The organism is Streptomyces sp. NBC_00829 (assembly GCF_045161795.1).
GTDB lineage: Bacteria > Actinomycetota > Actinomycetes > Streptomycetales > Streptomycetaceae > Streptomyces.
This window is the reverse complement of record NZ_CP108867.1, coordinates 7,096,225-7,108,001: the sequence shown is the minus strand read 5'-3', so window position 1 is coordinate 7,108,001 and position 11,777 is coordinate 7,096,225. Positions and strand designations below refer to the sequence as shown.

The following is an 11,777-nucleotide window of genomic DNA, read 5'->3' as shown; positions in this document are numbered from 1 at the left end:
GACACGGCTCAGCAGCGCTGCCGGTCCTCGGTCACGGTCCCCTGGACGGTCTGCAGGCTGCGGTCGTAGCAGCCGTCGGAGCCGTATGCCCGGTAGCGCTCCGCCGTCGTACCGATCGCATGCCGCTGGTCGCGTGGCACATCGGCGGTGTAGGTCGCGTCTCCCCTGTACGCGTCGTCGGTACGGGACCATGCCGATCGCCTGCCGCCCTGCGTCACAAGGGTGTCCGCCCTGTCCCCCAATCTGAGAACGGTGCGCAGCCGGTCGCCCGCGCCGAGCGTGGTGACGCCGTCCATCGTGTACGTCCGATGTGTCAGGGTCACCCGGCGTCCGGCTCTCACGGTCTCGTCGTCGGTCCAGGCCCCCTTGAGCGCGTCCGTGCTCTCGCCCTCGGTCCAGCGGTGGACGGAGCTGTTCGCGAGAGCGCGGCTCACCGTCGTTTCGACCCGCCCGTGCGAGGTGTTCAGATGCCCGGCGACGGTGAGGCGGTGGGCGCCCTTCATGTCGAGCCGATGCGGTGAACCGGGCGTGTGCGTCGTGGAGTTGACGGGTGCGGACTCCTCGTGACGGGTCAGCGCACCGGTCACCACCGTGCTCCCCGCGTCCTGCCACACCAGCACATTGGTGGGTGTGCTCCAGCCCGTCCGACCGGCCGGGACTCCGACGACGGACACGTCGATCCGGTGCGGCCGTCCGTCGTTGAGCAGCGCGGCGAAGGGGGTGAGGTCGTACTGAACCGGCTGGATGTCGAAGGCGCGCGGTCCCGGAATGACGTACCAGAGGAAGGGGTTGGACCAGCCGCCCGTCCAGACGGTCGGGAACGGCGCGGCGATTCCGGCGAGCCGGCCGTCCACCGCGATCTGCACCTCCCGGTAGGGGCCTCCGGTGGCCTTGCAGGAGTAGGGGGCGGAGTCCGGGACGGTCAGATACCAGTACTCCTCGCAGCCGCCGCCCGATCCGGTCGCGTACACCTCGGCGAGTATCCGCTCGGAGTTGCGCGGCCAGGTCAGCGAACTGCCGTCCAGGGCCAGCACCTTGTCGGGCGTCGCCGCTGGTCGTGCCGCCCCGCCCGACGCGTAGAAGGTGAGCGTCACCTTGACGTCGAAGACGCCGGTGTAGGTCCCGTCGACCACGTTGCCGATGAGCATCTCGACCGGCTGGACGCTGCGCAGGATGTCGCTGTAGCGCGTGACGTCCTTCTCCACCGACCAGGCGATGCCGTCCGGCGAGGGCTGCGGGGTCGAGGTGCGCAGGATCTCCACCCCTCCGACGGTGAGATCGCCGAGCCGGTCGTACTGCCGCCCCTTGACGCTGCCCTCCTGCCGCAGCACCACCTTGCTCCAGCTGCGTCCGCAGTCCTTCGGCGGCGTATAACTCCCCCGGTACGGGGTGAAGTCGCGGAACTGGGCCTCGGCCAGGGTCACCCGGCAGGACCGGGCGCCGGGGTGCGCGACGGGAGGCGCGGCGGTGACCGGGTCGTGCCAGTCGGTGCCGAACTCCGCGGGCGGCTCCGCACCGGCGGCCCGCGACTGCGCACCGGCAGCGGCGGGCTCCGCGCCCAGAAGCGCTCCCGCCGCCAGCACCAGCCCGGTGAGCATGGACATGATCCTTCGTTGTCTCATGGGCCAGGAGTGAAGCGCGCCACGGGTGATGCGCGCCAGGGTGACCTGCTCGATCTTGGCGGGTTGTGGGCACCGGAGCAGGAAAATCCATTGCGGAACGGCGCTCGAAAAGGCGAACCTTGCACGGTTTCCGCCCCACTTTCGAGCACTGGGACATCATGCAGATTCGCGATCTTCCGTACCCCGACCCTGGTGTGGCAGATGCCAGGTCGGGGCCGCGGTTCCTGTTCTGGCTCGGGCGGAATCAGCTGGGCGGACAGTTCAAGGCGCTGGCCTGGGGACTGCTCCACTTCTGCGGAGTCGCGGGGCTGCCGCTCGGCGTCGGCCGGGCCGTGCAGGCGGTCGTGGACCGCTCCGGCAGCGCGCTCGCCCTCTCCGGCGCTCTGATCGTCGGGTGCGGTGTGGCGATCACCCTGGGCGACACCATGCTGCACCGCACGGCCGTCACCAACTGGATCACCGCCGCGGCGCGTGTCCAGCAGCTTTTGGCCCGCAAGACCGCGGAGCTCGGTTCGGCGCTGACCCGCAGGGTCGCGGCCGGCGAGGTGGTCGCGGTCTCCACCGGCGATGTGGAGAAGATCGGCTGGTTCGTGGAGGCCGTCTCCCGCTTCGCCGCCGCGGCGATCACCGTGGTGCTCGTCTGCGTCGGCCTGGCGCTGTACGAACCGGAGTTGGGGGTGGTGGTGGCGATCGGTGTGCCCGTGCTGGCGCTGGCCGTGCTGCCGCTGCTCCCGCGGGCGACCCGGCGCGCCGACATCCAGCGCGAAAAGGCGGGCAGGGCCACCGAGCTGGCCTCGGACACCGTCGCGGGCCTTCGGGTCCTGCGCGGCATCGGCGGTGAGGAGCTGTTCCTCGGCCGCTACCGCCAGGCCTCGCAGGAGGTACGCAGGGCGGCCGTCCGCAGCGCCCGCATGTGGTCGCTGATCTCGGCGATCCAGGTGCTGCTGCCGGGCCTGCTGCTGATCACGGTCGTCTGGTACGGAGCGGGCCTCGCCCAGGACGGCCGGATCGAGGTCGGTGAACTGGTCACCGCCTTCAGCGCGGTGACGCTGCTGATGTATCCGCTGCGGCACTTCGAGGAGATCGCCATGGCGTACTCCTTCTCGCGGCCCTCGGCGAAGCGCGCCGCCCGGGTGCTCGCCCTGCGGCGCACGACGGAGCCCTCGGGCGTGGAGTACGGCCGCCCGAGCGGGGATCTGTACGACCCGGACACCGGTGTCCTCGCGCCCGCGGGCCAGTTCACCGCCGTGGTGTGCGGCGACCCGGACGGGGCGGGACTGCTGGCCGAACGGCTCGGCGGGCACCCGGCCGCGGACGCCGAGGGCGCGCCGTCCGTCCTGCTCGGCGGGGTGCCGCTGGACGAACTGGCGCTGGACGAGGCCCGTGCCGCAGTCCTCGTCCAGGACAAGGATCCGGTGCTGCTCTCCGGCACCCTGCGGGAGCTGCTCGACGTCCCCGCCTCCGGGAAGGTGGCCGCCGAGGACGCCCTCGCGGCCGCCCAGTGCGCCGACGTGCTGGACGCGCTCGGCCAGGCGTCTTCGGACGACGACGGCCAGGGCGACCCGATGCGGACCCGGATCACCGAGCGCGGGCGCTCCCTTTCCGGGGGCCAGCGCCAGCGTCTCGCGCTGGCCCGTTCGCTGGTCACGGACCCCGAGGTACTGATCCTGGACGAGCCGACGTCCGCGGTGGACTCGCACACGGAGTCGCGGATCGCCGAGAGCGTCAAGGGGCTGCGGGCCGGTCGCACGACCGTGGTGTTCGCCTCCTCACCGCTCCTGCTGGACCGGGCGGACCGGGTGGTCTTCGTCCACGACGGCACGGTGGCCGCGGTGGGCACACACCGCGAACTGCTCCACGGCACCGACGGCTACCGGGCCGTCGTCACCCGCGAGACCGAGGAAGAACGACTCGACACGATCGCTGCCGTCGAGTCGCTGGAAGCACTGGAAGAGATCGAGGAGTCGGCATGATCGGCGTGGCACCACCGGCATACGACCCGGCAGCCCCACAGACGGCGGCGACCCTGCCCGTCGGCACCCCGGCGACCGTGCGTGCGTATGTCCGCGAGCTGCTGCGGCGGCACCGCGCGGCCTTTGTCCTGCTGGTCTCCGTCAACGCCGTCGCCGTGATCGCCTCGATGGTCGGCCCCTATCTGCTGGGCGGGCTCGTGGAGGATCTGGCGGACGGCGCGGGCGACCTCCATCTGGAGCGCACCGCCGCGCTGTTCGCGCTCGCGCTCGTCGTCCAGACCGTGTTCGTGCGGCTGATGCGGCTGCGCGGAGCGATGCTCGGCGAGGAGATGCTGGCCGATCTGCGCGAGGACTTCCTGGTGCGGTCGGTCGGGCTGCCGCCGGGCGTGCTGGAGCGGGCCGGGACAGGCGATCTGCTCTCGCGGATCACCACCGACATCGACCGGCTGGCCAATGCGATGCGCGAGGCCGTGCCGCAGCTGGCGATCGGCGTCGTCTGGGCCGGCCTGCTGATCGGCGCGCTCACCGTGACCGCGCCGCCGCTGGCGCTCGCCGTCCTCGTCGCCGTGCCCGTGCTGGTGACCGGCTGCCGCTGGTACTTCAAGCGGGCGTCCTCGGCGTACCGCTCGGAGGCCGCCGGGTATGCGGCGGTCGCCGCGATGCTGGCCGAGACCGTGGACGCGGGGCGGACCGTGGAGGCGCACCGCCTCGGCGGTCGCCGGGTGGCGCTGTCCGAGCAGCGGATCAGGGAGTGGACCGCGTGGGAGCGCTACACCCTCTATCTGCGGTCGGTGCTCTTCCCGGTCATCAACGTCACGCATGTGACGATCCTCTGCTCGGTGCTGCTGATCGGTGGCGCGTTCGTCCTCCAGGACTGGATCAGCGTCGGTCAGCTCACCACGGGCGCCCTGCTGGCGCAGATGCTGGTCGACCCGGTCAATCTGATCCTGCGCTGGTACGACGAGCTCCAGGTCGCCCAGGTGTCGATCGCCCGGCTCGTCGGCGTGCGCGACATCGAGCCGGACGCGGGCGACGCGGGCGTCGTGCCCGACGGCCGCGAAGTGCGGGCGGACGAGGTCCACTTCGGCTACCGGGACGGCGTGGACGTGCTGCACCGGGTGTCCCTGGCGGTGGCGCCGGGAACCCGGCTCGCCCTCGTCGGCCCCTCCGGCGCGGGCAAGTCGACCCTCGGGCGGCTGCTCGCGGGCATCTACGCCCCGCGGGCGGGACAGATCACGCTCGGCGCCGCCGAGCTGTCCCGGATGCCGGCCGAGCGGGTGCGCGAGCATGTCGCCCTGGTCAACCAGGAGCACCATGTGTTCGTGGGCTCGCTCCGCGACAACCTGCTGCTGGCCCGTACGACCGCCTCGGACGGGGAGCTGTGGGCGGCGCTGTGCGCGGTGGACGCGGACTCCTGGGCCAGGGCCCTCGACGACGGCCTGGACACCGAGGTCGGCTCCGGCGGCCTTGCCCTGACCCCGGCCCAGGCCCAGCAGATCGCGCTGGCCCGCCTGGTGCTCGCGGACCCGCACACGCTGGTCCTCGACGAGGCGACCTCGCTGCTGGACCCGCGGGCGGCCCGCCATCTGGAGCGTTCGCTGTCGCGGGTCCTGGACGGACGCACGGTGGTGGCCATCGCCCACCGCCTGCACACCGCGCACGACGCGGATGTGATCGCGGTGGTGGAGGACGGCCGGATCAGCGAGCTGGGAGGCCATGACGCGCTGGTGGCGGCGGACGGCGCCTACGCGGCCCTGTGGCGGTCCTGGCACGGGTAGGCACCGGAAAGCCGGGTGGAGGGCCGCCGACGCGGCGGAGCGGGCCCGGCGCGCCCGGAAAGGGACAGGCCCCGCACCTGTCCCAGCGCCCGCCGAAGGAATTGGTCCTAGATGTATCCCAGGGCTGCCGCTCCGCCCACTCCGCCGAGCAGCATGAACACGGGCATCAGCACCTTCAGCTCCACCCAGCTCCCGGCCCGGAACCGCATCGCCTTCGGCGGACCGACGGGGTACCAGCGCTTACGGCCCAGCGGGATCGGCCACAGGATCGGGCAGCCCGAAACCGTCAGCGCGTCACCGATGTCGTGCACCAGAGCGCCCAGCACGATCGGCAGTCCCAGCCAGAGGTACTCCTGGCCCGGCGCGGTGAACAGCCAGTCCGCGCCGTTGCCCGGCTTGTCGAGCACGCCCGCCAGGATCCATGCGCTGGTGGCGCCCAGCAGCCACACCAGCACATCGCTGGAGACCCGCGCCGCCCGCCACAGCAGACCCTCCACGGCGAGCACCAAGTGGATGAAGAGGATCGCGAGCACCGCCCACCGTCCGCCGGTGATCGCCAGCGCCGAGGTGCCCGCGCCGATCATGACGGCCCACAGCCAGGTGTGGGTCAGCGTGCGGTGACCTCCGGTCCTGCGTTTGTCTCCCTGCTTCTTCGTCGCCGTGTAGACCGCGTACGACAGTTTGTCGACGACCTCGCACAGTCCGCGTGAAACGGGTCCGAAGGCCCGTGAGATCGTCGCCGCCTTGTGGTCGAGGTCGGGCGCGAGCGCAGCGCCCGCGCAGATCAGCGCTCCGACGACGAGGACCGGCCACGGCATCGGGTGGCCGGCGGCAGCGGTCGCCGCGCCCACCCCCAGCCAGGCAGCCGCCCCGGACAGAGAGTGCGCCGGTCCCATCATGTGCGTTCCCGCCCCATTTGCTCTTGTGCTGAAGCCCAGTTGACAGGGCAGCGTATCGCCCATGATCTTGCCGTCTCCCTCCGGTTCCCTGATCCGGGGTGAAGGCAGGCAAGATGGGGGGCGTGACCCTTATCGATCAGCTGCCGCCGGATGCCGACCCAGATGCCCTCTTCGAAGCCTTCTCCTCATGGGCCGAAAGCCAGGGCATCACGCTCTACCCGGCTCAGGAGGAGGCGCTGATCGAGGTGGTGTCCGGGGCGAATGTGATCCTTTCGACCCCCACCGGCTCCGGAAAGAGCCTGGTCGCCGCTGGTGCGCACTTCTCGGCGCTGGCTAGGGACCAGGTCACCTTCTACACGGCGCCGATCAAGGCACTCGTCTCGGAGAAGTTCTTCGACCTCTGCAAGCTCTTCGGCACGGAGAACGTCGGCATGCTGACGGGCGACGCGTCCGTCAACGCCGACGCCCCGGTCATCTGCTGTACCGCCGAGGTACTGGCCTCCATCGCCCTGCGCGACGGCAAGCACGCGGACATCGGTCAGGTCGTGATGGACGAGTTCCACTTCTACGCGGAGCCGGACCGCGGCTGGGCCTGGCAGATCCCGCTCCTCGAACTGCCCCAGGCGCAGTTCATCCTGATGTCGGCGACCCTCGGCGACGTCGCCATGTTCGAAAAGGACCTGACCCGCCGCACCGGCCGCGAGACCACCGTCGTACGGTCCGCGACCAGGCCCGTCCCACTCTCCTACGAGTACGTCACGACCCCCATCACCGAGACCCTGACCGAGCTGCTCGAAACCCGGCAGGCGCCGGTCTACATCGTGCACTTCACCCAGGCCCAGGCGGTCGAGCGAGCGCAGTCGCTGATGAGCATCAACATGTGCACGCGCGAAGAGAAGGACAAGATCGCCGAGCTCATCGGCAACTTCCGCTTCACCACGAAGTTCGGGCAGAACCTCTCCCGCTACGTACGGCATGGCATCGGCGTGCACCATGCGGGCATGCTGCCCAAGTACCGCAGGCTGGTCGAAAAGCTCGCGCAGGCAGGCCTGTTGAAGGTGATCTGCGGCACCGACACGCTCGGGGTCGGTGTCAACGTCCCCATCCGCACAGTGCTGTTCACCGCGCTCACCAAGTACGACGGCAACCGGGTACGCACCCTTCGCGCCCGCGAGTTCCATCAGATCGCCGGCCGCGCCGGACGGGCCGGTTTCGACACCGCCGGCTTCGTGGTCGCCCAGGCCCCCGAGCACGTCATCGAGAACGAGAAGGCTCTCGCGAAGGCCGGCGACGACCCGAAGAAGCGCCGCAAGGTGGTCAGGAAGAAGGCCCCCGAGGGCTTCGTCGCGTGGTCGGACACCACCTTCGAGAAGCTGATCGGCTCCGAGCCGGAGCCTTTGACCTCACGCTTCCGGGTCACCAACATCATGCTGCTCTCGGTGATCGCCCGTCCCGGGAACGCCTTCGAGGCGATGCGCCGTCTGCTGGAGGACAACCACGAGCCACGCAAGGCGCAGCTGCGGCACATCCGCCGCGCCATCGCGATCTACCGCTCGCTGCTGGACGGCGGTGTCGTGGAGCAGCTGGACACCCCCGACGCCGAGGGCCGTACCATCCGGCTCACGGTCGACCTCCAGCAGGACTTCGCGCTGAATCAGCCGCTGTCGACGTTCGCGCTGGCCGCCTTCGACCTCCTCGACCCGCAGTCGCCGTCGTACGCCCTGGACATGGTCTCCGTCGTCGAGTCGACGCTGGACGACCCCCGCCAGATCCTCGCCGCCATGCAGAACAAGGCGCGCGGTGAAGCGGTCGGGCAGATGAAGGCGGACGGTGTGGAGTACGAGGAGCGCATGGAGCGGCTCCAGGACATCTCGTACCCGAAGCCGCTGGGGGAGCTGCTCTGGCACGCGTACAACGTCTACAGGAAGTCGCACCCGTGGGTCGGTGACCACCCGGTCTCGCCGAAGTCCGTCATCCGGGACATGTACGAACGGGCCCTCACCTTCACGGAGTTCACCTCCTGGTACGAGCTCGCCCGCACCGAGGGCATCGTGCTGCGCTATCTCGCGAGCGCGTACAAGGCGCTGGACCACACCATCCCCGACGACCTCAAGACCGAGGATCTCCAGGATCTGATCGCCTGGCTCGGCGAGATGGTCCGCCAGGTCGACTCCAGTCTGCTGGACGAATGGGAACAGCTCGCGAACCCGGAGATCGAGACGGCCGAGCAGGCGCAGGAGAAGGCCGACGAGGTCAAGCCGGTCACCGCGAACGCCCGCGCCTTCCGGGTGCTCGTCCGCAATGCCATGTTCCGCCGCGTCGAGCTCGCCGCGCTGGACAGGGTCGCCGAGCTCGGAGGGCTGGACGGCGAGTCCGGCTGGGACGAGGACGCCTGGGGCGAGGCGATGGACGCGTACTGGGACGAATACGAGGAGCTGGGCACCGGACCCGACGCCCGTGGGCCCAAGCTGCTGCTGATCGAGGAGGACGCACCGCACGGGCTCTGGCGCGTGCGGCAGATCTTCGCCGACCCGAACGGCGACCATGACTGGGGTATCAGCGCGGAGGTCGATCTCGCGGCCTCCGACGAGGAGGGCAGGGCCGTCGTACGGGTGACGTCCGTCGGCCAGCTCTAGGGTGTGGGGAGAAACCCGATGACGAACCAGGCCGAGCGCCTGGTCGACCTGCTCGACCTGGAGCAGATCGAGGTCACCATCTGCTCGTTTCGGTCGTGCAGGGTTTCGGTCGTGCAGGAAGGTCTCTTCCGTCCCCTGCGTTCACAATGAGAGTCGATTGCCGTCCTCCGAGGAGATCTTCATGACCCTGTCCGACATCCCGCTGCGCACGCTCGCCGGCGAGCCCACGTCCCTGGCCGACTACAAGGGCACGGCCGTCCTCCTGGTGAACGTGGCGTCCAAGTGTGGCCTGACCCCCCAGTACGCCGGTCTGGAGCGGCTCCAGAAGCAGTACGGCGAGCAGGGCTTCAGTGTGCTCGGTGTGCCCTGCAACCAGTTCGCGGGGCAGGAGCCCGGCAGCGCGGAGGAGATCCAGTCCTTCTGCTCCGCCACCTACGGCGTGACCTTCCCCATGCTGGAGAAGACGGACGTGAACGGCGAGGACCGCCACCCGCTGTACGCGGAGCTGACGAAGGTCGCGGACGCCGACGGCGAGGCCGGCGACATCCAGTGGAACTTCGAGAAGTTTCTGATCGGCAAGGACGGCCAGGTCGTCTCGCGGATCCGCCCGCGCACCGAGCCCGAGGACCCCGCGGTCGTCGCCGCCATCGAGGGGCTGCTCTCCGCCTGACGCGACGCATCGCCGGGCGGGCTCCCCTGGGCCCCGCCCGGCGATCGGCGTCGGAGACTCCCTAGCGGATCGGCATGCCGGAGAGCGTGCGGGCGATCACCAGGCGCTGGATCTCGCTGGTGCCCTCGAAGATGGTGTAGATCGCCGCGTCCCGGTGCATCCGCTCCACCGGGTACTCCCGGGTGAAGCCGTTGCCACCGAGAATCTGTACGGCCTGCGCCGTGACCTTCTTGGCCACCTCGCTCGCGTACAGCTTGGACATGGAGCCCTCCGCCGACTCGAAGGGCCTGCCCGCCGCCGCCATCCAGGACGCGCGCCACACCAGGAGCCGCGCGGCGTCGATCTGCGTACGCATGTCGGCCAGTTGGAAGGCGATGCCCTGGTTGTCGATGATCGGGCGGCCGAACTGGCTGCGCGTCATGGCGTAGTCGAGCGCGACCTCGTACGCGGCGCGCGCGGTGCCGACCGCCATCGCGCCGACCGCCGGACGGGACGCCTCGAAGGTGGCCATCGCCGCGTTCTTCACCCGCTCACCGCCGGCCTTGGCCCGCTCGCGCGCCCTGGCCAGGCGCTCGTCGAGCTTCTCCTTGCCGCCGAGCAGGCAGTGCCCGGGAACGCGGACGTCCTCCAGGACCACCTCGGCGGTGTGGGAGGCGCGGATGCCGTGCTTCTTGAACTTCTGGCCCTGCGCGAGGCCAGGGGTGGCGGGAGGCACGATGAAGGAGGCGTGGCCCTTGGAGCCGATCTCCGGGTCGACGACGGCGACCACGACATGGACGTTGGCGATACCGCCGTTGGTCGCCCAGGTCTTGGTGCCGTTCAGCACCCATTCGTCCGTGGCCTCGTCGTAGACGGCGCGCGTGCGCATCGCGCCGACGTCGGAGCCCGCGTCCGGCTCGGACGAGCAGAAGGCCGCGACCTTCACATCGTCCACGTCGCCGTACATCTGCGGGATCCAGGTGCCGATCTGCTCCTCGGTGCCGTTGGCGAGGACACCGACGGCCGCAAGTCCCGTGCCGACGATGGAGAGTCCGATGCCGGCGTCGCCCCAGAAGAGCTCCTCCATCGCCATCGGGATACCGAGCCCGGTCGGGTCGAAGAACTGCTGGGCGTAGAAGTCGAGGGAGTAGATACCGACCTTGGCAGCTTCCTGGATGACGGGCCAGGGAGTCTCCTCACGCTCGTCCCACTCGGCGGCGGCCGGGCGCATCACGTCCTTGGCAAAGCCGTTCAGCCAATCACGGACCTGCTTCTGGTCGTCGTTGAGTTCGAGCGCGAACTCGGCCATGTTGCCCTCCAGCACTGCGGTTACTTCCTGCATGTTACTTGCGGTAACCAAAGTCTGTTACCGGTTGGTAGACCGTGTCAACCGGTCACTGGCCGATCCCCTGGGCGGGCGGGCATGGTGTTACGTTGCGCAGGCGTCACGCAATCACAGGCGTCGCGCAATCGCTCGGGCGGGGAGAAACACCATGGAGACCACACAGCAGGCGGCGGGACAACAGCGGTCGTCGGACCAGCGTCGCCGGGAACTGCTCGAAGCGGCCGACCGGGTGGTGCTCCGGGACGGACCGCACGCGTCCATGAACGCCATCGCCGCCGAGGCGGGCATCACCAAGCCCATTCTGTACCGGCACTTCGGCGACAAGGGCGGCCTGTACCGGGCGCTCGCCAAACGTCACACCGACGCCCTGCTGAACTCCCTGCGGGCGGCGGTCGACGCACCGGCGGAGCGCCGTGAGCGGGTCGAGGCGACGCTCGACACCTATCTCTCGGCGATCGAGGCACGGCCGCAGGTCTACCGATTCCTGATGCATCCTTCCGAGGACGGCCAGCCCTCGGACGCGGGCACGGACGCGACGTTCGACGTCGGCCGCCACTCGGCGCCGCTGCTGCGGCGCCTCGGCGAGGAGCTGGCGAAGGTCATCTACGACCGGGTCGACCTGGGGCCGGACAGCGAGCAGCTGGCTCGGGTCTGGGGTCACGGCATCGTCGGCATGATGCATGCGGCCGGAGACTGGTGGCTGGGCGAACGGCCGTGCTCGCGCGCGGAGTTGGTGCGGTGCCTGGCGGATCTGCTGTGGGGACGGCTGGCCGCGGCGGCGGACCGGGCGGGCGGGCCGGGCTTCTGAACCGGGCCGGGCGGTTGGCCTGCGGGGCGTGATTCCCGGGCCTCGCGGGCGGTGGAGGCGCGGGGGG

General features: G+C 70.2%; 8 protein-coding genes and 1 pseudogene. 6 read left to right on the top strand and 3 right to left on the bottom strand.

Translation table 11 applies throughout. From position 1 onward, the window contains the following. Positions 1-8: 8 nt before the first annotated feature. Entirely contained in the window at positions 9-1,622 is a 1,614-nt protein-coding gene (locus OG293_RS31925) for a peptide-N4-asparagine amidase (protein WP_406002219.1), read from the bottom strand. A 158-nt stretch (positions 1,623-1,780) separates the two neighbouring features. Here OG293_RS31925 and OG293_RS31920 point away from each other — a divergent pair, with 158 nt between their 5' ends. Together OG293_RS31920 and OG293_RS31915 are read left to right on the top strand one after the other, a co-directional pair. Beyond that, positions 1,781-3,595 carry an ABC transporter transmembrane domain-containing protein gene (locus OG293_RS31920; protein WP_406002218.1) on the top strand — a complete coding sequence of 605 codons (1,815 nt, stop codon included), beginning with the start codon at positions 1,781-1,783 and terminating at the stop codon, positions 3,593-3,595. Further along, positions 3,592-5,373, top strand: coding sequence for an ABC transporter ATP-binding protein (locus OG293_RS31915; protein ID WP_406002217.1), 1,782 nt, complete (start codon positions 3,592-3,594; stop codon positions 5,371-5,373). Before OG293_RS31920 ends, OG293_RS31915 begins: the two co-directional genes overlap by 4 nt. 107 nt (positions 5,374-5,480) lie before the next feature. On the opposite strand, the gene OG293_RS31910 is transcribed toward OG293_RS31915, so the two are convergent. After that, a complete protein-coding gene (locus OG293_RS31910) occupies positions 5,481-6,272 on the bottom strand; it encodes a metal-dependent hydrolase (RefSeq protein ID WP_406002216.1) in 792 nt (263 codons plus the stop codon). A 122-nt stretch (positions 6,273-6,394) separates the two neighbouring features. Between OG293_RS31910 and OG293_RS31905 the strand changes: the two genes are divergently transcribed. From OG293_RS31905 to OG293_RS31895, 3 genes and pseudogenes are all read left to right on the top strand, one after another. After that, positions 6,395-8,908: a DEAD/DEAH box helicase gene (locus OG293_RS31905; protein WP_406002215.1), complete on the top strand. Its 2,514-nt coding sequence runs from the start codon at positions 6,395-6,397 to the stop codon at positions 8,906-8,908. An 18-nt stretch (positions 8,909-8,926) separates the two neighbouring features. Next, positions 8,927-9,019, top strand: a pseudogene (locus tag OG293_RS31900) (acyl-CoA thioesterase II); the annotation flags it as partial. Between the two features lie 70 nt (positions 9,020-9,089). Then, positions 9,090-9,578, top strand: a complete 489-nt coding sequence (locus OG293_RS31895) for a glutathione peroxidase (protein ID WP_406002214.1) — start codon at positions 9,090-9,092, stop codon at positions 9,576-9,578. Positions 9,579-9,639: 61 nt separating this feature from the next. Here OG293_RS31895 and OG293_RS31890 read toward each other — a convergent pair whose 3' ends face one another. Beyond that, the gene (locus tag OG293_RS31890) at positions 9,640-10,866 is read right to left on the bottom strand and encodes an acyl-CoA dehydrogenase family protein (protein ID WP_406003777.1); all 1,227 of its coding nucleotides are present in this window, start codon (positions 10,864-10,866) and stop codon (positions 9,640-9,642) included. Positions 10,867-11,050: 184 nt separating this feature from the next. Between OG293_RS31890 and OG293_RS31885 the strand changes: the two genes are divergently transcribed. Beyond that, positions 11,051-11,710, top strand: coding sequence for a TetR family transcriptional regulator (locus OG293_RS31885; protein ID WP_406002213.1), 660 nt, complete (start codon positions 11,051-11,053; stop codon positions 11,708-11,710). Positions 11,711-11,777: the final 67 nt, after the last annotated feature.

Coding starts and splice junctions, on each gene's coding strand:
- OG293_RS31925 (WP_406002219.1), bottom strand. CDS start 1,622: ATGAGACAACGAAGGATCATGTCCATGCTCACCGGGCTGGTGCTGGCG.
- OG293_RS31920 (WP_406002218.1), top strand. CDS start 1,781: ATGCAGATTCGCGATCTTCCGTACCCCGACCCTGGTGTGGCAGATGCC.
- OG293_RS31915 (WP_406002217.1), top strand. CDS start 3,592: ATGATCGGCGTGGCACCACCGGCATACGACCCGGCAGCCCCACAGACG.
- OG293_RS31910 (WP_406002216.1), bottom strand. CDS start 6,272: ATGATGGGACCGGCGCACTCTCTGTCCGGGGCGGCTGCCTGGCTGGGG.
- OG293_RS31895 (WP_406002214.1), top strand. CDS start 9,090: ATGACCCTGTCCGACATCCCGCTGCGCACGCTCGCCGGCGAGCCCACG.
- OG293_RS31890 (WP_406003777.1), bottom strand. CDS start 10,866: ATGGCCGAGTTCGCGCTCGAACTCAACGACGACCAGAAGCAGGTCCGT.
- OG293_RS31885 (WP_406002213.1), top strand. CDS start 11,051: ATGGAGACCACACAGCAGGCGGCGGGACAACAGCGGTCGTCGGACCAG.